This window comes from Actinomycetospora cinnamomea (genome assembly GCF_003096675.1).
Lineage (GTDB): Bacteria > Actinomycetota > Actinomycetes > Mycobacteriales > Pseudonocardiaceae > Actinomycetospora > Actinomycetospora cinnamomea.
Genome location: NZ_QEKW01000010.1, coordinates 35642 through 56967, shown reverse-complemented (window position 1 = coordinate 56967; position 21326 = coordinate 35642). Strand labels below are relative to the sequence as shown.

General features: G+C 75.7%; 20 protein-coding genes. 7 read left to right on the top strand and 13 right to left on the bottom strand.

Annotated features, from left to right (window positions below; genetic code table 11):
- The first annotated feature begins 67 nt into the window (after positions 1-67).
- From C8D89_RS18415 to C8D89_RS18395, 5 genes are read left to right on the top strand one after another with little or no spacing between them, the layout of a single operon-like run.
- Positions 68-838, top strand: coding sequence for a DeoR/GlpR family DNA-binding transcription regulator (locus C8D89_RS18415; protein ID WP_116709590.1), 771 nt, complete (start codon positions 68-70; stop codon positions 836-838).
- Positions 835-1821 carry a 1-phosphofructokinase gene (gene pfkB, locus C8D89_RS18410; RefSeq protein WP_116709589.1) on the top strand — a complete coding sequence of 329 codons (987 nt, stop codon included), beginning with the start codon at positions 835-837 and terminating at the stop codon, positions 1819-1821. The genes C8D89_RS18415 and pfkB overlap by 4 nt, the downstream gene beginning before the upstream one ends.
- Entirely contained in the window at positions 1818-2276 is a 459-nt protein-coding gene (locus C8D89_RS18405) for a PTS sugar transporter subunit IIA (RefSeq protein WP_116709588.1), read from the top strand. The genes pfkB and C8D89_RS18405 overlap by 4 nt, the downstream gene beginning before the upstream one ends.
- A complete protein-coding gene (locus C8D89_RS18400; protein ID WP_116709587.1) occupies positions 2273-3904 on the top strand; it encodes a PTS fructose transporter subunit IIC in 1632 nt (543 codons plus the stop codon). The genes C8D89_RS18405 and C8D89_RS18400 overlap by 4 nt, the downstream gene beginning before the upstream one ends.
- Positions 3905-3936: 32 nt before the next feature.
- On the top strand, positions 3937-4209 hold the full coding sequence (locus tag C8D89_RS18395) for an HPr family phosphocarrier protein (RefSeq protein ID WP_116709690.1): 273 nt from the start codon (positions 3937-3939) through the stop codon (positions 4207-4209).
- Between the two features lie 86 nt (positions 4210-4295).
- Here C8D89_RS18395 and C8D89_RS18390 read toward each other — a convergent pair whose 3' ends face one another.
- The 6 genes from C8D89_RS18390 to guaB all read right to left on the bottom strand — a co-directional run bounded on the left by C8D89_RS18390 (position 4296) and on the right by guaB (position 14126).
- Positions 4296-7550, bottom strand: coding sequence for a bifunctional cytochrome P450/NADPH--P450 reductase (locus C8D89_RS18390; RefSeq protein ID WP_116709586.1), 3255 nt, complete (start codon positions 7548-7550; stop codon positions 4296-4298).
- Positions 7547-8275, bottom strand: coding sequence for a hypothetical protein (locus tag C8D89_RS18385; protein ID WP_116709585.1), 729 nt, complete (start codon positions 8273-8275; stop codon positions 7547-7549). The genes C8D89_RS18390 and C8D89_RS18385 overlap by 4 nt, the downstream gene beginning before the upstream one ends.
- Positions 8272-8436: a hypothetical protein gene (locus C8D89_RS29375; RefSeq protein WP_165825789.1), complete on the bottom strand. Its 165-nt coding sequence runs from the start codon at positions 8434-8436 to the stop codon at positions 8272-8274. Before C8D89_RS29375 ends, C8D89_RS18385 begins: the two co-directional genes overlap by 4 nt.
- 131 nt (positions 8437-8567) lie before the next feature.
- A complete protein-coding gene (locus tag C8D89_RS18380; RefSeq protein WP_116709584.1) occupies positions 8568-11354 on the bottom strand; it encodes an ATP-binding protein in 2787 nt (928 codons plus the stop codon).
- Between the two features lie 99 nt (positions 11355-11453).
- Positions 11454-12590: a GuaB3 family IMP dehydrogenase-related protein gene (locus C8D89_RS18375; RefSeq protein WP_116709583.1), complete on the bottom strand. Its 1137-nt coding sequence runs from the start codon at positions 12588-12590 to the stop codon at positions 11454-11456.
- Between the two features lie 30 nt (positions 12591-12620).
- Complete coding sequence (gene guaB, locus C8D89_RS18370) at positions 12621-14126, bottom strand: IMP dehydrogenase (RefSeq protein ID WP_116709582.1); 1506 nt, start codon at positions 14124-14126, stop codon at positions 12621-12623.
- Between the two features lie 93 nt (positions 14127-14219).
- Between guaB and C8D89_RS18365 the strand changes: the two genes are divergently transcribed.
- Positions 14220-14600, top strand: a complete 381-nt coding sequence (locus C8D89_RS18365) for a DUF5319 domain-containing protein (protein ID WP_116709689.1) — start codon at positions 14220-14222, stop codon at positions 14598-14600.
- 69 nt (positions 14601-14669) lie between these two features.
- On the opposite strand, the gene C8D89_RS18360 is transcribed toward C8D89_RS18365, so the two are convergent.
- The 3 genes from C8D89_RS18360 to C8D89_RS18350 all read right to left on the bottom strand — a co-directional run bounded on the left by C8D89_RS18360 (position 14670) and on the right by C8D89_RS18350 (position 17035).
- Complete coding sequence (locus tag C8D89_RS18360; protein WP_116709581.1) at positions 14670-15536, bottom strand: anti-sigma-D factor RsdA; 867 nt, start codon at positions 15534-15536, stop codon at positions 14670-14672.
- Positions 15537-16115, bottom strand: coding sequence for a sigma-70 family RNA polymerase sigma factor (locus C8D89_RS18355; RefSeq protein WP_116709580.1), 579 nt, complete (start codon positions 16113-16115; stop codon positions 15537-15539).
- A 323-nt stretch (positions 16116-16438) separates the two neighbouring features.
- On the bottom strand, positions 16439-17035 hold the full coding sequence (locus C8D89_RS18350; protein ID WP_116709579.1) for a response regulator transcription factor: 597 nt from the start codon (positions 17033-17035) through the stop codon (positions 16439-16441).
- 565 nt (positions 17036-17600) lie between these two features.
- On the opposite strand from C8D89_RS18350, the gene C8D89_RS18345 reads away from it, so the two are divergent.
- A complete protein-coding gene (locus C8D89_RS18345) occupies positions 17601-17897 on the top strand; it encodes a WhiB family transcriptional regulator (RefSeq protein WP_116709578.1) in 297 nt (98 codons plus the stop codon).
- 64 nt (positions 17898-17961) lie between these two features.
- Here C8D89_RS18345 and groL read toward each other — a convergent pair whose 3' ends face one another.
- The 4 genes from groL to tsaB form a co-directional block, all read right to left on the bottom strand.
- Entirely contained in the window at positions 17962-19590 is a 1629-nt protein-coding gene (gene groL / locus C8D89_RS18340) for a chaperonin GroEL (RefSeq protein ID WP_116709577.1), read from the bottom strand.
- Between the two features lie 107 nt (positions 19591-19697).
- Positions 19698-20009, bottom strand: a complete 312-nt coding sequence (groES, locus tag C8D89_RS18335; RefSeq protein ID WP_116709688.1) for a co-chaperone GroES — start codon at positions 20007-20009, stop codon at positions 19698-19700.
- A gap of 132 nt (positions 20010-20141) precedes the next feature.
- Complete coding sequence (gene rimI, locus C8D89_RS18330; RefSeq protein ID WP_116709576.1) at positions 20142-20657, bottom strand: ribosomal protein S18-alanine N-acetyltransferase; 516 nt, start codon at positions 20655-20657, stop codon at positions 20142-20144.
- A complete protein-coding gene (gene tsaB, locus C8D89_RS18325) occupies positions 20654-21322 on the bottom strand; it encodes a tRNA (adenosine(37)-N6)-threonylcarbamoyltransferase complex dimerization subunit type 1 TsaB (RefSeq protein WP_116709575.1) in 669 nt (222 codons plus the stop codon). Before tsaB ends, rimI begins: the two co-directional genes overlap by 4 nt.
- Between the last annotated feature and the right edge of the window lie 4 nt (positions 21323-21326).

Sequence of the window (21326 nt, the reverse complement as noted above, 5' to 3'; positions counted from 1 at the left end):
CTTGACCGTCCACAGGCAAACCCACAAACTTCCAATCAATCCAACACAGAAGCGGAGGTGATCGGGCATGTACGCCGCGGAGCGCCACCAGGTCCTCGTCCGCCGGGCACAGGAGCTCGGGCGTCTCGAGGTCACCGCGATCGCCGCGGAGCTGGGCGTCACCACCGAGACCATCCGCCGCGACCTCACCGCCCTCGAGCGCCAGGGCCTGCTGCAACGCGTGCACGGCGGCGCGATCGCCGCCGGCCGGCTCGAGGTCGAGCCCGGCGTCGCGCAGCGCGACGCCACCGCGAGCGAGGAGAAGGACCGCATCGCCAAGGCCGCGGTCGCCGAGCTGGGCCCGGCGTCGACGATCCTCCTCGACGCGGGCACGACCACCGCCCGCATGGCGGCGCTGCTGCCCGACGACACCCCGCTGACCGTCGTCACCAACGCCCTGCCGATCGCGTCGCTGCTCGCGCCCCGGCACCGCATCACCGTCCACATGATCGGCGGCCGGGTCCGCGGCACGACGCTCTCCGCGGTCGACCGGTGGGCCCTGCAGACGCTGGAGAGCGTCAACGTCGACGTGGCGGTGCTCGGCACCAACGGCTTCTCCGTGGACCGGGGCCTCACGACGCCCGACGTCGCCGAGGCGGCGGTCAAGGGCGCGATGCTGCGCGCGGGCGCCCGGAGCATCGTGGTCGCCGACGCGGGCAAGTACGGCGCCGACTCGTTCTCGCGGTTCGCCACCCTCGAGCAGGTCGACACCCTGGTCACCGACGCGCGCCTCGCCGCCGACCACCCCGAGGCGCCCGAGGCCCTGCGCGCCGCGGGACCCGAGCTGGTGATCGCGTGACGGCGGCGCGCGGGGGCACGGTCGTCACCGTCACCCCCAACCCCAGCATCGACCGCACCGTCGAGGTCCCCACCCTCACCCGCGGCGCGGTCCTGCGCGCCACGGCGCACCGCGTCGACCCCGGCGGCAAGGGCGTCAACGTCTCGCGGGTCCTCGCCCGCTTCGGACGCCCGACGCTCGCGGTGATGCCGGGCGGCGCCGGCGAGCTCGCCGACCTGCTGCGTGCGGCCGGCATCCAGCCGGTGAGCACGCCGGCGCGCGGCGCCACCCGCGTCAACACCGCGCTGGTCGAGGCCGACGGCACCACGACCAAGGTCAACGAGCCCGGCGTCGAGCTGTCCGCCGAGGAGGTCGCCGCGCTCGTCGACACCGTCGGCGTGCACGCCGCTCCGGCGGCGTGGGTGGTCACCGCGGGCAGCGTGCCGCGCGGCGCCCCTGACGACCTGCACGCCCGCGTCGTGACGTCGGCGCGGCGTGGCGGCGCGCGGGTCGCGGTCGACACCAGCGGCCCGGCCCTGGCCGCCGCCGTCGCCGCCGGCCCGGACCTCGTCAAGCCCAACGTCGCCGAGCTCGCCGAGCTCGTCGGCCACCCCCTGCCCCGCCTCGCCGACGTCCTGGCCGCGTGCGCGGACCTGCGCAGCGGCGGCGTCGAGACCGTGCTCGTGAGCATGGGCGCGGCGGGCGCCCTGGTGGTGGCCCCCGAGGGCGCCTGGCACACCGCGAGCGTCCCCGGCGTGACGGTGCGCAGCACGGTGGGCGCGGGCGACTCGACCCTGGCCGGCTACCTGCTCGCCCGCACCGCGCCGTGGCCCACCCACCCCGCGTCCCCGGCCGACGCGCTCGTGCACGCGGTGGCCTGCGGGGCCGCCGCCGTCGGCCTGCCCGGGACCGCGGTCCCCGGGCCCGACGACGTCGACACCACGTCCGTGAAACCGGCGTCCGCGCCGCCCGAGTCCCTGGACCTCACCGGAGAGGCAACATGACCACCGACACCGCGCTCATCACCGTCGACCTCGTCGACCTCGACCTGCCGGCCGCCGACCGCGCGACCGTCGTGCGCGCGCTCGCGCAGCGCCTCGTCGCCGCGGGCCGCGTCACCGACCTCGACCAGTTCCTCGCCGACATCGAGGCCCGCGAGGCCCAGATGCCGACCGGCCTCGAGGGCGGCATCGGCATCCCGCACTGCCGCTCCGCGGCGGTCACCGCCCCCACCCTCGGTTTCGGGCGCAGCGCCGCCGGCGTCGACTTCGGCGCCGAGGACGGCCCGGCCGACCTCGTCTTCCTCATCGCCGCGCCCGCCGGGGGCGGCGACGAGCACATGACCGTCCTGGCCGCCCTGGCCCGCCGGCTCATGCGGAAGAACTTCAAGGACACCCTGCGCTCGGCCACCGACCCGGCCGAGGCCGCCGACTTCATCGCGAAGGAGGTGTCGGCGTGAAGATCGTCGCCGTCACCGCGTGCCCGACGGGCATCGCCCACACGTACATGGCCGCCGAGGCCCTCGAGGTCGCCGCGGAGGAGGCCGGGCACACCATCACGGTGGAGACCCAGGGCTCGGCCGGCTCGACGCCGCTGACCGAGAGCCAGCTCGCCGAGGCCGACGCCGCGATCTTCGCCGCCGACGTCGAGGTCCGCGACAAGGAGCGCTTCGCCCACCTGCCGCTGGTGGCGGTCGGCGTGAAGAAGGCGATCTCCGGCGCGCCGGGGCTCATCACCCAGGCGGAGGAGGCCGCCGCGAACGCGCCGGCCCGCGCGGCTGCGCCGGCGTCCGCGACGTCCGGTGGTCCGGCCGCCCCGGCCGGCGCGAAGGCCCCGGCCGGTCCCGGCGTCGCGTCGCGGGTGCGCGCCTGGCTGATGACCGGCGTCAGCTTCGTCATCCCCTTCGTCGCCGCCGGCGGCCTGCTCATCGCCCTGGGTTTCGCGCTCGGCGGCTACCAGATCAACCTGCCCGACGACGCCCCGCTCTACGAGGAGATCCTCTCGGGGAGCTTCGACGCCGGCTCGCTCACCGCGTGGGGCGCGCTCGCGTTCGGCATCGGTTCGGCGGCGTTCAGCTTCCTCGTCCCGGTCCTCGCGGGCTACATCGCCTACGCGATGGCCGACCGGCCGGCCCTCGTCCCCGGCTTCGTCGGCGGCGCGATCGCCGTCACCACGGGCGCGGGCTTCCTCGGCGGCCTCGTCGCCGGGTTCGTCGCCGGCGGACTGGTCATGTGGATCAAGACCTGGCGGGTGCCCCGGGCCCTGGCCGGCATCATGCCGGTGGTCGTCATCCCGCTGCTGTCGTCCGCCGTGGTCGGCCTGCTGATGTACGTGGTCGTCGGCCGCCCGATCGCCGCCGCCACCGAGGGCCTCACGAACTGGCTCAACGGGCTGTCCGGCACCAACGCGGTCCTGCTCGGCCTGCTGCTCGGGCTGATGATGTGCTTCGACATGGGGGGCCCGGTCAACAAGGCGGCCTACACCTTCGCCGTCGCCGGGCTCACCACGCCCTCACCGACCGCCCTGACGATCATGGCGGCCGTCATGGCCGCGGGCATGGTGCCGCCACTGGCGATGGCCCTGGCCACGGTCGTGCGTGGCTCGCTGTTCACCGAGGTCGAGCGGGAGAACGGCCGCGCGGCCTGGCTGCTGGGTGCCTCCTTCATCTCCGAGGGCGCCATCCCCTTCGCCGCGGCCGACCCCTTCCGGGTCATCCCGTCGATCATGGCCGGCGGCGCGGTGACCGGGGCCCTGTCCATGGCCTTCGGCACGACGCTGCGCGCGCCGCACGGCGGGCTGTTCGTGGTGCCGCTGATGGGCAACCCGCTGGGCTTCCTCGCCGCGGTCGTGATCGGGACCCTCGTCGCCACGGCGCTCGTCCTCGCCCTCAAGTCGTTCGGCCGGCGACGCAGCGCCGACGACGTCGCCGGCAGCGTGGGCGACGCGCCGACCGAGGCCGCGCCGACCGCCACCACCACGGCCGCGTCCACCACCGCCGCCACCACGGCCGCGTCCACCACCGCGTCCACCACCGCGTCCACCACCGCGTCCACCACCGCGTCCACCACCGCCGGGGCCACCGCGTGAGCGCCGCACCCGAACCCACCGAGGAGCAGACCGTGATCACTCGTCAGGTCGTCGTCGCGACGTCGATCGGGCTCCACGCCCGGCCCGCCATGGTGTTCTGCAAGGCCGCCGCCGCGCAGCCCGCCCGCGTCACCATCGGCACCACCGCCGGCGAGAGCGCCGACGCCCGCAGCATGCTCTCGGTCCTGGGCCTCGGGGTCCGTGGCGGCCAGGAGGTCACGCTGACCGCCGACGCCGCCCAGGCCGGCGCCCAGACCAGCGTCGACACCCTCGCGGAGCTGCTGGCCTCGGACCTCGACGCCTGAGACCTGCCGCACCCGAGCCGAGGGCCCCTTCGATCGAGGAGATCGAAGGGGCCCTCGTTCGTCCGCAGGCCGACCTCACACCACCCTCACACCAACGCGGTCTCGCCCCAGATGTCCTCGAGGTAGCGGTTCGAGGCCCGCAGGCCCGCGAGCCACGCCGCCCCGTCGGCCTCCCCCGCGCCCGTCCTCGCGCGGAACACCGAGACCAGCGCCGCGCGCACCCCCGGCGCCATCGTCGAGGCGTTGCCGCACACGAAGACCACCGCGTCCTGCTGGAGCGCCGCCCACACGTCGTCGGCCGCGCCCTCGAGCGCGTGCTGGACGTAGCGGTAGGGGTACCCGGGCACCCGAGAGTACGCCGGGTGGAGCGTGGCGACGCCGGCCTTCTCGAACGCCGCGAGCTCGTCGGCGTAGAGCAGGTCGTCCTCGGGGTCGCGGCAACCGAGGAAGAGCAGCGAGGGCGCGATCGGCACGCCGTGCGCCCGCAGCGCCTCGCGCTCCTGCAGGAACCCGCGGAACGGCGCCATGCCCGTCCCCGCACCCACCATGATCATCGGCAGGTGCGGGTTCTCCGGCGGCCGGAACGCGATGCTGGGCGAGCGGACGAAGGTGAACACCGTGCCGCCCTCCGGCACCTGCGCCAGGTGCCCCGAGCACACGCCGCGGTACGTGGAGCCGTCGCCCGAGCGCGCCGGGCCCTCCAGCACGCCGACGGTCAGCGCCACGTCCGACGACACCTGCGGTGACGAGGAGATCGAGTAGAAGCGCGGACGCAGCGGGGGCAGCAGGTCCAGGAACGCCGCGAACGTCAGCTCGCACTCCGGGTGCGCCTCGAGCAGCTCGAGCAGCGTGCGGCGGGGCCCCGCGATCTCCTCCCGGTACCGCGCCTTGGCCTCGTCGTCGCTGCCGGCCAGGCGCGCGAGGTCGTCGCGGGCGGGTCCCTCGGGCAAGGCGGCCGCCACCGCCGCCAGCCCGGCGCGGCTCGCCACGTCCTGCAGCTCGACGCTGCCGGCGAGGATGCCCAGGAGCGGGTAGGGCTCGCCGACGGGGAGGTGGGTCGGGGCACTGGCGGTCGCGGTGAGGGTGGCGAACTGGCCCCCGTCGAGGCCGAACCGGGCGATGACCCGGTTGACCAGGTCGATCGGGTTGCGCGGCAGCACGCCCAGGTGGTCGCCGGTGGCGTAGGTCGTGCCGGCCGGCACGGCGATCTCGAGGTGGCGCACGGACCGCCCGCCCGGCGTCCCCGCGCGGGCCGTGAGCTCGCGGTTGACCCGCACGGTCGCCGCCCGCCCGCGGTAGGACTGCAGGATGGGGCTCGCCGTGCGGCGCTGCTCGAGGTGGACCGACAGACGCGGGCCACCCCCGGCCGTGGCGGTCGCCGAGGCGTCCAGGCCGAGGGCCACGCCCAGCGCGTCCCACAGCCCGCGGTACCAGTCGGAGAACTGGGCGTCGAAGTCGCCGCGGGCGTCGCCCTCGCCGCGAGGGTACACCCGCGTCCCGCCGCGGGCCTCGAGCGCGGCGTCGACACGGGTCGGCACGGCCTGGTACGTCGCGGCCCAGTCGCGGTTGCCGCAGCCGAAGACGGTGTAGCGCACCCCCGACGCCGAGGCGGCGTCGGAGTCCAGCCACGCGCAGAACCTGCCGGCGTTGTCCGGCGGCTCGCCGTTGTACGACGAGGTCACCACGACCACCGCGCCCTCGGTCGGCAGCTCGCCGACCGCGTCGTCGAGCGCCGCGGTGCGGGCGGTGTAGCCGCGGTCGCCGGCGTCGCGGGCGATGCGGGTGGCGAGGTCCTCGGCGGCCCCGAGGTTGGAGCCGAACAGCACGAGCAGCGGGGTGCCGTGGCGGTCGCCCCGCGTGACGGGCAGCGCGGGCGCGCGCGGCTCGGCCACCGCGACGGCGACCGGGCGCGGCGCCGACCCCCACGTCCGTCCCTCGCGGGGCCGCACGGTGATCGTCAGCCCCTCGGGCTTGATCGTCAGCGTCTCCTTGATCCTCAGCTGGTAGTCCGCGTGGTCGACCAGCTCGAAGCGCTGCAGGAGCATCCCGAGCACGAGCGTCGCCTCCTGCAGCGCGAACTGGCGCCCGATGCACGCGCGCTGCCCGGACCCGAACGGCCGGTAGGCGTTGGGCGGCAGCGCGTCGAGGCGCTCCGGGGCCATGTGGTCGGGGTCGAACTCCCGCGCGTCCTCGCCCCAGACCTCCGGGAGCCGGTGCAGCATCGGGGTCAGCGCGATGATCGAGGTCCCGGGGTCGAACGGGCCCCACCCGCCGACGGTCTCCCCGGGGGTGCGCGCCTGGCGGGTGAACGCGGGGGCGGTCGGCCACAGCCGCAGCGTCTCGTCGAGGATCTGGCGGATGTAGCCGAGCTTGCCGATCTGGGCGACGGTGGGCGCCGCGCCCGGGTCGGTCCCGAGCACCCGGTCGACCTCCTCCTGGGCGCGGGCGACGACCTCGGGGTGCTTGAGCAGGTAGTACACGGCGAACGACAGCAGCCCGCTGGTGGTCTCGTGGCCGGCGATGAGGAACGTGCCGCACTGCGCGACGATGTTGTGGTCGGGCAGCGTGTTCCCCTGCTTGTCGGTGCCGACGAGCATGTGCCCGAGGAGGTCGGTACCGGGGTCCCCCGACGCGCGCCGCGCCCGGAGGATCTCCTCGATCGTGTCGTCCATGAACCTCGCGTTCGCCAGGAAACGCCGCTGGGCGCCCCGGCGGAGCTTGATCTGGGCCGGGAGCATCCGCTGGCGCTTCAGGCTCTCCGCGAGCGTTTCCATCATCGCGGCGACGAACGGGTGCTGGGAGTCGCGGTAGAACGAGTTGAACCGGTACCCGAACCCGCAGAGCGCGATGGTGTCGAGCGTCAGCCGCGTCATGTCCGCCGCGACGTCGATCGACTCGTCCGGGTTGAGCCGCTCCCACTTGAGCATCAGCTGCTGGGCGATGTCGACCATCGGGTCGAGGTAGCCCTTCATCGCCCACGTGCTGAAGCTGGGCAGCAGGATGTCGTGGGCGGACTTCCACAGCGGATCGTCGGTGTCGGCGGTGAAGAGTCCGGCGCTGCGGTGGGTCTTGCGGATCTCGCGCTGCCCGGTGCCGACGAGCTTGTCGAACCGGGTGTCGTCGCAGAGGTCCTGGACCATCTCGAGCCCGGACACGACGTAGCTCGCCCCGCCCGGCCGGTGGATCGCGAAGATCGGCCCGTACCGCTCCGCGAGCTCCATCACGCTCTGGATGAGTCGCGAGGTGTCGATGTCGCGGGCGTTGCCGATGACGGGCAGCGGCTTCGGGCCGGGGACGCCGGAGAGCGGCCGGACGGCGGCGGGGCGGTCGGTCGTGGTCACGGTTCGCTCCTCGCGGGTCGGCGCGCGGTGTCGGCGGTCGAGGTGGGCATCGGGTCGGTGGCGGACGGCCCGGTGGCGGCGCGTGTCCGGCGGTCGTGGCGCAGGAGGACGACGGCGACCAGCAGCACCCAGGCGGGCAGGACGAGCAGGCTCACGGGATGGTCGGTCGCGGTGACCAGCAGCCAGGTCGCGAGCGCGTAGGCCGCGACCGCGACACCGCGCGGCATGACCCCGGCGCCGCGCAGCAGCGTCGTCGTGGTCACCGCGAACATGCCGGCGCCGCGGACCGAGAAGAGGAAGACCAGGCCGTAGCCGAGCGCGCTCAGGGCCCGCGCGGTGTCCGGGGCCAGCGGCGCCCCGCCGCCGATCGTGGTCAGCAGCACCGGGGTGGCCATGGCCGCGGTGCCGGCGAAGAGCAGCGCGACGAACACGACGCCCGAGAGCAGGTTGAGACCGTGGGCCAGGCCCGACGGGGGCGTCCCGAGCGTGTCGAGCACCGAGCGCAGCGCGACGGCGAACCACAGGAACGCGATGCCGGCCAGCGGCACGAGGTAGATCGCGACGGCGGTCACCACGGTGTCGCCGGCGCCGTCGTAGAACGCCGCGTAGTCGGCGACCGGTGCGTCGAGGTGCGGCGCGCCGTTCACCGTCACCAGCGCGGCCACGAAGAGGGCCGCGAAGACGAGGCCCAGGACCGCGGCGAACCGTGGGGTCGCGGGCCTCACCGCGGTCCCCGGTCGTCCGCGGCGCGCTCGGGCTGCAGGTCCTCGAGGATGCGCAGCAGGTCGAGCGTGCCCGAGAACGCCTGCTCGCTGCCCGTCTCGGTGATCACGGTGCCCTCCAGCCGCCCGTCGGCGCGGCGGAGGAGGTCGACCGTCAGCTGCACGGTGCCCTCCTCCCGTCGCGCTCGAGCGTGCGACGGACCCGGGCCGGGCGCCCCGATCGGACCTTCCAGTCGGGCTTCCAGTGCGCTCCGCGCACGTGAGCACTCCGAAGTGCTGGAGCAGTCGGAAATGCTCACGTGCGCCGGGGGCGCACCCGGTCGCGCAGCTCGTGGCGCGAGGTCACGCCGAGCTTCGCGTAGACGTTGCTGAGGTGGTAGGCGACGGTGCGCGGGGTGATGTAGAGGTCGCGGCCGACCTCGCGGTTGGTCAGACCGCGGACGACGAGGGCGACGACGGCCTCCTCGTGCGGGGTGAGGCCGAGGGCGCCGGCGTCGGTGTCGGTCCCGCCCGGCGTCAGCCCGGCGCCGTGCAGGAGCTCCTCGCACCGCCGCCGCCAGGGCGCTGCCCCCTGGCGGGCGAGCGCGTCGCGGGCGCCACGCAGCAGGTCCACGCCGGCGCGGCGCTCACCGACGGCCAGCAGCCCGCGCCCGATCTCGGCCTCGAGGCGGGCCGTGGCGAGCGGGGCGGTCCGCCCGCCCGCCCCGGCCTCGGCGGCCGAGCGCGGCGGCGGCTCCCCGGTCGCGGCGCCGAGGCGCACCCGCAGCCGCGCGGCGTCGACGGCGTGGCGCCCGCGGGCCCGGCCCGCCAGGTCCGCGACGGCCCCGCGGGCCTCGTCGACGCGGCCCAGGTCCAGCAGCGCGTCGGCCTCCAGCACGCGCGGCGCGAGCACCCCGAGCCCGTCGGCGAGAGCGCGCACCCGGGGCACGCACGCCGGGGCGAGCGCCCGCAGGACGCCGTCCGGGTCGTCGGCGACCTCGGCGAGCACCGCTGCCGCGACCGCCGTGCACATCTCGACGCCCCACCACCGCGGGCCGAGCGACGCGGCGGTGTCCAGGTGCGCCCGCGCCGCGTCCGCGCGGCCGCGCAGGGCCAGTGCCTCGGCCGCGAACGCGTGCGCCAGCGCGCCGGGCAGCGCCGTCCCGCCGTCGCGGGCGTGCGTGACCGCGAGCTCGAAGCCCTCGACGACCCCGTCGGGCACGCCGACGCGGTCCTGCACGGCCGGCCGGAAGGCCAGCGCGAGCGCCAGCCCCCGCACGGGCTCGCCGGCGCGGGCCCGCCGCACGGCCTCGTCGAGGTCGACCGCGGCCGCGGGGTCGTCGCCGGCGAGGGCGGCGAGCACCCCGCGCAGGATCAGCGCGTCCACCGGCGGCGGCCGCCCGTCCGCCGTCGCGCGGGCGAGGACCGCGTGGGCGTCGGCGCCGCGCCCGCTCGCCGCGAGCCCCAGGACCAGCGCCAGGCCCCCCGGCAAGCGGACGTCGTCGCCGCGGGCGCCGGGGGCCAGCGCGGTCCCGGCCGTCGCCACGGCCGCGGCGGCGTCGCCCTGCAGGAGGTGCAGGATCGCGAGGTGCGCGGCCGCGCCGGCCCGCGCCCGGTCCCCCGGCCGACCCTCCCCGGGGCCCTCGGGTGCGCTGGCGACGGCGGCCTCCAGGCGCTCGCGGGCCACCCCGAAGCCCCCCGAGAGCAGGGCCAGCTGGCCGAGGACGGACGTGCGCCACGGCCCCGGTGGGCACGCCTCGACCGCGGGCTCGAGCGCCACGGCCCGCGCGACCTCGCCCTCGGCGAGCAGCCGGGACGCGGCCGCGAGCAGACGGCGCCCGCGCTCGTCCGGTTCCGTGCTGAGGTCCGCGGCCGCGCGCAGCAGGTCGGCGGCCTCGGTGCCCGACAGCGTCCCGCCCGGCTCGGCCACCAGCGCCTCGAGCGCGTCGGCCAGCGCGGGGTCCGGGCCCGCGGCGGCCGCGACGCGGTGGTCGAGCGCCGCGCGGCCCCCGAGCAGCCCGGCCGCGGCGGCGTGCAGGGCCCGGCGGCGCGCGGGCGGCAGGTCGTCGCGCACGGCGGCGCGGACCAGGGGGTGCACGAAGCCGATCCGGGCCGGCGCCCCGCCCGGGATCTCCTCGAGCAGCCCGAGCCCGACGGCCTCGTCGAGCGCCGGCGCGGGGTCGTGCAGGCCCGCGACCGCGGCGGCGAGCGCCGGCGACGTGCTCTCCCCGAGCACCGACACCGCCACCACCAGCGCCTCCGTGGCCGGTGCGGCGCGGGCCAGGCGCACGAGCACCACCGACGGCAGGCTCCGCGGCGCCGGCAGCGTGTCCGCGGTGCCCGCCAGTACGTCGGGCGGCAGCTCCTCGAGCAGGGTCCGGGCGTGCAGCGGGTGCCCGCGCGTGTGGCGCCAGAGCCGGTCGGCGGCGCCGGTCGCGCCGAGCGGCCGACCGAGCGCCGCCGCCAGCTCGGAGAGCTCGCCCGGGTCCAGTCCCTCCAACCGGACGCGGTGCACGGCCCGCGAGGTCGGGGGCAGGCGCTCCCACCACGCGTCGCCGGTGGGGTGGTCCGGCGGGCGGAAGCCGGCGAGCACGAGGACCCGGTCGTGGTGCAGCCGCCGCAGCGCGAACACCAGCACGCGCACCGACGCGGGGTCGGCCCACTGCACGTCGTCGAGCACGACGAGGACCGGGTCCTCGGCCGGCTCGCCGTTCGGCAGCGCCCCGAGCGCGCCGAGCAGGTCGGCGCCGACCGCGAGCGGATCGGCGCGGGGATCCCGGTCGGGGCGCAGCAGGGCGAACCGGTCGACCAGGGCCGGCGGCAGGCCCGCGACGAGCTGGTCGAGCAGGCCGTGCCCCAGGCCCGTCTCGGCGGCGTCCCCGGTGGCGGCGAGCAGGGCGGGGGCGCGCCGCCCGGCGGTGGCGCGCGTGAGGAACGCGGTCTTGCCGGTGCCGGCCTCGCCCTCGACCCACACGATGCGCGGCTCGCCCGCCCGCGCCGCCTCCCACGCCTCGTCGACCACCGCGAGCGCGTCCCGCCGCCCCACGAACACCGGCGCGGCGACCGCGCGGGGGCGCCACCCGGGCTCGTGGCGGGTCGTCATCCCCCGACGAGAGCGCACCCTCCACGGCCCTGTCCAGGTCGACTCCCGTGGGAGACCGGACGATCGCACACCGTGCCCGACCAGCGGAGATGTGCACGATCAGCGCCGGACGGACAACCCCACGCGCTGGAACTCCTTGAGGTCGGAGTAGCCCGTCTTGGCCATCGCGCGGCGCAGCGCGCCGAAGAGGTTCGCCGTGCCCGCCCCGGAGCGCGCGGGCCCGGTGAGCACCGTGCCGAGGTCCGGCGCGACGGTCGGCACGCGGGTGATGCCGCTGCGGGGCAGGGACGGGTGGGCCGCCGACGCGGTCCAGTACCAGCCCCCCGCCGGGGCCTCCTCCGCGGCGGCGAGCTGCTCGCCGAGCATCACCGCGTCGGCGCCGCAGGCGATCGCCTTGGCGATGTCGCCCGAGCAGCCCATGGCGCCGTCGGCGATGACGTGGACGTAGCGCCCGCCGGTCTCGTCGAGGTAGTCGCGGCGCGCGGCGGCGGCGTCGACGAGCGCCGTGGCCATCGGCACACCGATGCCGAGCACCGCGTCGGTGGAGGTCGCCGCGGCCTGGCCGTAGCCGACGACGACACCGGCGGCACCGGTGCGCATGAGGTGCATCGCGGTGCGGTAGTCACCCACCCCGCCCGCGACGACGGGGATGTCGAGGGCCTCGATGAAGTCCTCGAGGTCCAGCGGGCCCTCGGCCTCCGCGTGCGCACCCGCCACGTGCTCCGCGGAGATGATCGTCCCCTGCACCACGAGCACCTCGACCCCGGCGGCGAGCAGGGTCGGCGTGAGCTCGCGGGCGTGCTGCGGGCTGACCCGGGCCGCGACGGTGGCCCCCGCGGCGCGCACCCGCTCGAGCGCCTCGGTGAGCAGCGCGGGCTGGACGGGCGCGGCGTGCAGGCGCTGCAGCTCGGCCACGGCGTCCGCGGGGTCGACCGCCGCACGGGCCGCGACCTCCGCCAGCGCCTTCTCCGCCTCGGCGTGGCGCGCCCACAGGCCCTCGGCGTTGAGCACGCCGAGGCCCCCGAGCTCGCCGACGCGTGCCGCGGTGACCGGGCTGACCACCGCGTCGGTCGGGTGGGTCAGCAGCGGCAGCTCGAAGCGGTAGGCGTCGAGCTGCCAGGCCGTGGACACCGCCGACGACGAGCGTGTGCGCCGCGACGGGACGATGTCGAGATCGTCGAAGACGTAGCTGCGCTGGGCGCTGCGGCCCCGACCGATCTCGACCTGCTCGCGCACGCGGAGGCCCTCCCTCTCCGACCAGTACCGCTAGCGCGCGCCGTAGTTCGGCGCCTCGGCGGTCATCGTGACGTGGTGCGGGTGCGACTCGGCGAGCCCGGCGGCGGTGATGCGCACGAGGTGCGCCCGCTGCAGCTCCTCGATGCTCCGCGACCCGGTGTAACCCATCGCCGCCCGCAGCCCGCCCACCAGCTGGTGGGCCACCTGGGCGAGCGGACCCCGGAAGGGTACGCGGCCCTCGACACCCTCGGGCACCAGCTTGTCGTCGGAGAGGACGTCGTCCTGGAAGTAGCGGTCCTTGGAGTACGAGCCCTGCTGCCCGCGGGTGCGCATGGCCCCCAGCGAGCCCATGCCCCGGTAGGTCTTGTACTGCTTGCCGTCGAGCAGCACGAGGTCGCCCGGCGTCTCCGCGGTGCCCGCGAGCAGCGAGCCGAGCATGACCGTGCCGGCGCCCGAGGCGAGGGCCTTGGCGATGTCGCCCGACGACTGGAGCCCGCCGTCGCCGATGACCGGCACCCCGGCGGGGGCGGCGGCCGCGGCGGCCTCGTGGATCGCGGTGATCTGGGGGACGCCGACCCCGGCGATGACACGGGTGGTGCAGATCGAGCCCGGCCCGACGCCGACCTTCACCGCGTCGGCGCCCGCGTCCACCAGCGCCTGCGCCCCGGCCCGTGTGGCGACGTTGCCGCCGACGACCTCGACCCGCTCGCCGAGCTCCTGCTTGAGCTTCGCGACCATCGCCGTGACCGCCCGCGAGTGCCCGTGCGCCGTGTCGACCACCAGCACGTCGACCCCGGCGTCGACCAGCGTCATCGCCCGCGTCCACGCGTCGTCACCGACGCCCACGGCGGCGCCGCAGAGCAGCCGGCCGTCGGGGTCCTTGGTCGCCATGGGGTACTGCTCGGTCTTGACGAAGTCCTTGACCGTGATGAGCCCGCGCAGGATGCCGGCGCCGTCGACCAGCGGCAGCTTCTCGATCTTGCGGCGGCGCAGCAGGCCGAGCGCGGCCTCCGCGGTGACGCCGACCTGCGCGGTGACCAGGTCCTCGGCGGTCATGACGTCACGGACACGCCGCGAGTGGTCGACCTCGAAGCGCATGTCGCGGTTGGTGATGATGCCGACGAGGCGCCCGCCCTCGTCGACCACCGGCAGCCCCGAGATGCGGAACTTCGCGCAGAGCGCGTCGACGTCGGCGAGGGTGTCGTCGGGCGAGCACGTCACCGGGTCGGTGACCATGCCGGCCTCGGACCGCTTGACCACCTCGACCTGCGCGGCCTGCTCCTCCGCCGGGAGGTTGCGGTGCAGCACGCCCATGCCGCCCTGCCGCGCCATCGCGATGGCCATGCGCGACTCGGTGACGGTGTCCATCGCCGAGCTCACGAGCGGCACGCGCAGCGTCACCCGGCGGGTCAGGCGGGCCGAGGTGTCGGCCTCGGACGGCACCACGTCGGACTCGGCCGGCAGGAGCATGACGTCGTCGAAGGTCAGGCCGAGCAGGGCGAACTTCTCCGGCAGGCCGGGCTCCGTCAGCACCATGCCCCCGATCGTAGTCCGCCCCCGTACGAGGTCCCCCGGGCGCGCGGGCCGCCGGGGCGTGACGCCCGCCGCCCGGCGGGTAAATTGCTGGTCGTGCCGTTCGAAGCGTTGCCGCCCGACCCGTTCGCGGGGGATCCCGCGGACCCCGCCCGTGCGCTCGGGGGGCAGGACGCGGACGCCGCCGACGACGCGCCCCTGGACGAGGCCGAGCGCGACGAGGTCGTCGCCGACCTCGGGGACCTCGCGGTGTTCGAGGCCCTGCTCGCCCCGCGCGGCATCCGTGGCGTCGTGGTCGACTGCGAGGACTGCTCCGAGCAGCACTACCACGACTGGGACCTGCTGCGCGCCAGCCTGCAACAGCTGCTCGACGAGGGCCACATGCGCCCGCACGAGCCCCCGTTCGACCCGGACCCGGCGGCCTACGTCACGTGGGAGTACTGCCGGGGCTTCGCGGACGCGACGCTCGCGGAGTAGCCGACTCCCCACACACGAACGGCCCGGCCCCCTGGCGGGAGCCGGGCCGTTCGTCGTCCGATGGGACCGTCAGCCGGTGGGGGTTGTCCCAGGCGTGGACGACATCCCGTTGGTGGTGGTCGACGACGGCTCGTCCGCGTCGCGGGTATCGGGGTCGGCCGGGGTCTCGTCGGCGGGCGACGCCGGGGACTCCTCCGGCGCCGGCGTCGGGGTGACCGCGTCGTCGGACGTGTCGGGCCCTGGGGCCGGTGACTCCGGCGTGCTCGACTCGGTCGAGCCCGCGGTGGGCTGGCGCGTCGTCGGCGTCGGGTCGTTCGCGAGCGAGCTCTGCACCCGGTCGCGCTCGGCGACCAGCGGGGCGCGCTGCTCCGGCTCGACCTGCGGGATCACGATGTTGACCTGGGCGAGCTCGCTGCGGGCCGCCTGGGTGTCGCCCCGCGCCAGCGCGCCGTTGGCGGCCTCGATGCGGGTGCGGACCTCCTCGACACGCTCGACGCTCTCGGCGCGCTCGGAGAAGAAGACCTTCGAGACACCCCAGAGGGTGTCGCCGGGCATGGCGCCGTGGACGGCGACCGTCAGGCCCGCGCAGGCGACGGCCGCGGCGACCGCGGCGATGGCGAACGGCATGCGCCGGCGGCTGCGGGACCGCAGCCGGTCGCGCGACTCGTGACCCGCCGCGACGGCCTCGGCCGCCTCGTCGAGGGTCACGAGCTCCGGCATCGGGTCGGCCTCGATGTCGGCGCGCCACGCCGCGAGGATCGCGGCGAGCCGGTCGTCGTCGGTGCCGCCGAAGCCGTAGGTGCCCGGATCACCCGCCGCGCCGGCACCGCCGGCGAGCGCGTCGATCAGGGCGTCGTCCGCCCGGACCGCCGCGAGGTCGACGGGGCCGTCGACGAGGTCACCCTCGGACCCGCCCGACGCCCGGTGGCCGCCCACTCAACTCACCTCTTCCGAGATCGCGGACACCGCGGTCCGCAGCTTCGACAGGGCCCGGTGCTGAGCCACCCGCACCGCACCGGGAGTGGACTCGACCGCTTCCGCGGTCTCCTCCGCCGACAATCCAACGACGACACGCAGCACGAGGATTTCCCTCTGTTTGGGCGGCAGTGTGTCGAGGAGTTGACCCATCTGGACGGACAGCGCTCCGTTGAGTGCCCGCTGCTCGGGTCCGTCCCGGGGATCGAGCTCCTCGGGGAGCTCCTCCACCGGCTCGGACCGGCTGCGCGCCACCGACCGGTGCGCGTCGACGACCTTGTGGGCCGCGATGCCGTAGACGAACGCGAGGAACGGACGGCCCTGGTCGCGGTAGCCCGGCAGTGCGGTCAGCACGGCGAGACACACCTCCTGGGCCACGTCGTCGGCCGAGGCCGACGACCGTTCGTGTCGGCCGATGCGTGCGCGGCAGTACCGCACGACCAGCGGCCGGATGATCGCGAGAACGCGGTTGAGCGCCGAACGGTCGCCGTCGTTGGCGGCGGCCACCAGGCCCTCGAGATCGTTCCCTGCGTCGGTCATCGCTGCACGTGGCCCCGGTGTTACGCGGGGCGGTGACGCCTGTGTCGTCGGCACGGCTGTCGGCACGGGCTCCACCGCCGGACGGTCCGACGTCCCGGCCGAGGTGAGGGGGCCGGGCGACGGCATGGTCCGTGCAGCGTAACGGGCGGGTCCCGCACCGGGCGGGGGAGGAGCGGCGTTCGCCCGATCCGGCGCACGCCACCGGTCCGCGGCACGGTGGACCGCGCGCGGGATGCCGATCACCGGCGTCGGGAGGTCGTCGACGGGCACCCGGTGGGTGACGTCGGCGCGGCCCCCGGAGCGGCCGTCGTTCCGGGACGCGGTCAGGAGACCAGACCTCGCCGGAAGCCGTGCGCCACGGCCTGCGCACGGTCACGGACGCCGAGCTTGCGGAACAACCGGCGCGCGTGCGTCTTCACCGTGTCCTCGGAGAGGTAGAGCTCGCGGCCGATCTGGCCGTTGCTCTTGCCCTGCGCCATGCCGCGCAGGACCTGCAGCTCACGCTCGGTGAGCTGGACCCCGGAGTCGGCGGGCGTGCGGGGCGCGGGCACCGACGTGCTGGCCAGCGTGTGCGCCAGGGCGGCCACGAGCTCCGGACGGGAGGCGTCCCAGCGCAGGTAGCCGCGCGCGCCACCGGCGATGGCCGCGGCGATGCTGCCCGAGTCGTCGGGCGCGCCGAAGACGATGACGTTGGCCTGGGGGTGCGCGGCGACGAGCCGGCGGGTGGCCTCGACGCCCGTGGGCACGGCGCGCTGGGTGCCGACCAGCACCACGTCGACGGTCTGCCGCGAGAAGCGCGTGAGCAGCTCGTCGCCGTGGGCGACGCAGTCGATGCGGTGGACACCCGGGACCGCGGACATCACCCTGGTGAGGCCTTCACGGACGCTGCGACGGTCGTCGCAGATCAGCACCGTGGTCACGGGAGCTCCTTTCTGCAGCGACCCTGCAGCCGATGAGCGAGCACTCTCCCCCATCGGCGTGCGGGCCGCCGAGCTTGACCCGCCGTCGGCCCCGTTTTCGGGAAACCGACCGGCCACCGCACCGCGTCCGCGGTCGGTTCCGGGGCCGACGTGCCGGTCCATGCGCTCTCCTCACGACGGGCGCAGGACACCACGCCTCGATGGGGCCGAGGGCCTCACGGCCGATCGGCACCGACCGGTCCCTCGGGACCGGCGGTCGTGGCGACCCTCCCCCTGTCCAACGTGCGGACGACCCTACGGTGACGACCGGAGATCCACCGGATACGACCGTCCGGCGACACCCGCCTGTACTCCGCGTGCGGCGAATGATCACGGATCGGAGCCGTCTCGGCAAGCACCATGACATGTAGGGCGCGATCGGTGGTGCGGAATGGCGCACGTCGCAAGGCCTTGTCGTGTCGCGCGGTACCGCCATAAGGTCCACCACGGTGGTCGCGGTCCGCACCCCGGTGCGCACGAAGAGTGACGACCGCCCACCGGTCAACGCGCGACGAGGAGGTGGCACATGGCCGACGTCCGCCGGCTGCCCGGGCCCAACGCCGACATCTGGGACTGGCAGCGCCTCGGCGCGTGCCGCGGCATGGACAGCGCGTTCTTCTTCCACCCCGACGGTGAGCGGGGTCCCGCGCGCGCCCACCGGGAGCGCCGGGCCAAGGCGGTCTGCCGCGAGTGCCCGGTCATCGAGCCGTGCCGCCGCCACGCCATCGCCGCGGGCGAGCCCTACGGCATCTGGGGCGGGATGTCGGAGTCCGAGCGCGTGGCCGTCGTGACCGGCCGCCCGCGCCGCGCCGTGGGGCGCTGACCCCCGGGAGACCACACGGGCCCCCACCGCCTGGCGCCGTGGGGGCCCGTGTGCGTGCGACCGGCTAGTGGCCGTGCCCGTGGCCGTGCCCGTGGCCGCCGGCGGCCTGGGGCTCCTCCTCCTCGGGCTTGTCCACGATGGCGCTCTCCGTGGTGAGCACCATGCGGGCGATGGAGGTGGCGTTCTCCAGGGCGGACCGGGTCACCTTCACGGGGTCGATGATCCCGGCGTCCATGAGGTCGCCGTAGGTCTCGCTCGCGGCGTCGTAGCCGTGGGTCCAGTCGGACTCCGCGACGCGGGCCGCGACGACCGAGCCCTCCAGCCCGGCGTTGTGGGCGATGGCGCGCAGCGGCGCGGAGAGCGCCCGACGCACCAGGGCCACGCCGGTGGCCTCGTCACCAGTGCGGCCCAGTCCGCCCTCGAGCTCGGCCGCGGCGTGCAGCAGCGCGCTGCCGCCGCCGGGGACGATGCCCTCCTCCACGGCGGCGCGGGTGGCGGCGATGGCGTCCTCGATGCGGTGCTTGCGCTCCTTCATCTCGGTCTCGGTGGCCGCGCCGACCTTGACGACCGCCACCCCGCCGGCGAGCTTGGCGAGGCGCTCCTGGAGCTTCTCGCGGTCCCAGTCGGAGTCGGTCTCGGAGATCTCACGCCGGATCAGGGCGACGCGGGCGTCGACCGTCTCCCGACGGCCGCCACCCTCGACGAGGGTGGTGGCGTCCTTGGTGACGACCGCGCGGCGCGCGGTGCCGAGCACCTCGGGACCGACCTCGGACAGCTTGATGCCGACCTCGGGGTTGACCACCGTCGCGCCGGTGGCCGCCGCCAGGTCGTCCAGGAACGCCTTGCGGCGGTCGCCGAAGAACGGCGCCTTGACCGCGGCGACCCGCACGGTCTTGCGGATCGAGTTGACGACGAGCGTGGAGAGGGCCTCCGCCTCGACGTCCTCCGCGATGATCAGCAGCGGCTTGCCGCCCTCGACGACCTTCTCCAGCAGCGGGAGGAGGTCGGCGATGGCGCTGATCTTCTCGCGGTGCAGGAGGATCTGGACGTCCTCGAGCACCGCCTCCATGGAGTCGTTGTCGGTGACGAAGTACGGCGAGATGTAGCCCTTGTCGAACTGCAGGCCCTCGGTGATCTCCAGCTCGGTGGCCAGCGTCGAGGCCTCCTCGACGGTGATGACGCCGTCCTCGCCGACGGACTCCATGGCCTCGCCGATGAGATCGCCGATCGTCTGGTCGCGCGAGGCGACCGCACCGACGGCGGCGATGCCCTGGCGGCCGTTGACGGGGGTGGCGCGCTCACGCAGCACCTCGGTCACCTTCTCGGTGGCGGCGAGCATGCCCGCGCCGAGCGAGGAGGGGTTGGCGCCCGCGGCGAGGTTGCGCAGGCCCTCGGACACGAGCGCCTGCGCCAGCACGGTGGCCGTGGTGGTGCCGTCACCCGCGACGTCGTTGGTCTTCGTGGCGACGCTCTTCGCCAGCTGCGCCCCGAGGTCCTCGAACGGGTCGTCGAGCTCGATCTCGCGGGCGATGGTGACGCCGTCGTTGGTGATCGTCGGACCACCGAACTTCTTCTCCAGCACGACGTGGCGCCCCCGCGGCCCGAGGGTCACGGTGACCGCTCCGGCCAGCTGGTCGACACCCCGCTCGAGCGCGCGGCGGGCGTCCTCGTCGAACGTGATCTGCTTGGGCACTGACTTCCTTCCTCTCCGACTCCGCGGAACGACGCGGAACGACACCGCCCCGGTGCCCCCGTGGGGCCACCGGGGCGGCGATCGATCTGTGCGTGCGCGGGCCGGTCCTAGTTGACGACCGCGAGCACGTCGCGCGAGGAGAGGATCAGGTAGTCCTCGCCGTTGTACTTGACCTCGGTGCCGCCGTACTTCGAGAAGATGACGACGTCACCCACCGCGACGTCGAGCGGGATGCGGTTCCCGTTGTCGTCCACGCGGCCCGGGCCCACGGCGAGGACCTTGCCCTCCTGGGGCTTCTCCTTCGCCGTGTCCGGGATGACGATGCCGGAAGCGGTCGTGGTCTCGGCCTCGCTGGCCTGCACCACGAGCTTGTCCTCGAGCGGCTTGATGTTCACGCTGGCCACGTCGGTGACCTCCACCTGTCTGGGGTCGGAGCAGTTGGGCGCCTGTGTCGGCTCCACGGCGCCGGCGGGTCCGCCCCGTCGTCGCGGGTGCCGGAGCGGCTCCGACGCCGTGCTGGTTGGCACTCTAGCGCCGAGAGTGCCAGGTCATCAACGAGGGTCGGGCGCCTGGGCGGATCGGGGCGTGTCGCCGGGCGGGAGCCGCCGCATCGTGTACGCGTCCGCCCCGGAGGCGTAGTAGCGCCGCCGGGTGCCGAGGACCTCGAAGCCCGCGGAGCGGTAGAGGTGCAGGGCGGCCTCGTTGTCGGTGCGGACCTCGAGGTAGGTCGTCGCGCCGATCGCGTCCGCGGCGGCCAGCAGCCCGGCGAGCAGCGCGCGCCCGGTGCCGCGGCCCTGGTGGGTGGGGTCGACGCCGATCGTGTGGATCTCGGCCTCGGCCGGCTGCCCGAGCCGTCCGGGCAGGAGTGCCACGCCGCCGTAACCGACCAGCACCCACCGCTCGGCGTCCTCCCCCCGTTCGCGCGCGGCGAGGTAGCGGTGGCCGGCACGGAGCTCCTCGCGGAAGGCCCGCGCGCTCCACGGGTCATCGCCCGGGAAGAGGATCGCCTCGAGCTCGGCGCAGCGCTCGGCGTCGTCGGGGGTGAGGGCGTCGAGGACGACGGTCACGCGCGGGTGACCGTCTTGGGCGCGCCCGGCGGCACCGCGTCGGGGCGGCGCAGGTAGAGCGGAACGAGCGGGCCGGGCGCGGTGCCGGCCCGCAGCGCCGGCGCGGCCACGGCGACGAGTCCCGCCGGGGTCGGGCCCGGGGTGCCGTCGCCGCCGCAGACCTGGTGCGCGGCGTCGCCCACGACGGTGTCGACGGGACCGATGTCGCCGTCGGGGCCAAGGCGGGCGGCCAGCTCGGCCGGGGCCGTCACCTCCGGCCCGTGGGTGCGGACCCCGTCGACGACCAGGCTCCAGTAGACCTCGCGGCGGCGGGCGTCGGTGACGACCAGCACGCGCCCCGCCGACCCGGCGGCGACCGCGTCGTGGGTCGGCACGCCGTGCACGGGCAGGCCGAGGCCGTCGCCCATCGCCGCGGCGGTCACCAGCCCGACGCGCAGGCCGGTGAACGGGCCGGGGCCGAGCCCGACGACGACGGCGTCGAGGTCGCGGCGGGTACGCCCCGCCTCGGCGAGCGCCTCCGCCACCGCGGGGGCCAGCAGCTCGGCGTGGGCCCGCGCGCCGACGGCGTCCCGGCCCGCGAGCACGACCGGCGGGCCGTCGGCGCCGAGCTCGACGACACCCGCGGTGATGCGGGCGGTGGCGGTGTCGAGGGCCAGGACGAGCACGGGT

Coding starts and splice junctions, on each gene's coding strand:
- C8D89_RS18415 (WP_116709590.1), top strand. CDS start 68: ATGTACGCCGCGGAGCGCCACCAGGTCCTCGTCCGCCGGGCACAGGAG.
- C8D89_RS18405 (WP_116709588.1), top strand. CDS start 1,818: ATGACCACCGACACCGCGCTCATCACCGTCGACCTCGTCGACCTCGAC.
- C8D89_RS18380 (WP_116709584.1), bottom strand. CDS start 11,354: ATGACGACCCGCCACGAGCCCGGGTGGCGCCCCCGCGCGGTCGCCGCG.
- guaB (WP_116709582.1), bottom strand. CDS start 14,126: ATGGTGCTGACGGAGCCCGGCCTGCCGGAGAAGTTCGCCCTGCTCGGC.
- C8D89_RS18355 (WP_116709580.1), bottom strand. CDS start 16,115: ATGACCGACGCAGGGAACGATCTCGAGGGCCTGGTGGCCGCCGCCAAC.
- C8D89_RS18345 (WP_116709578.1), top strand. CDS start 17,601: ATGGCCGACGTCCGCCGGCTGCCCGGGCCCAACGCCGACATCTGGGAC.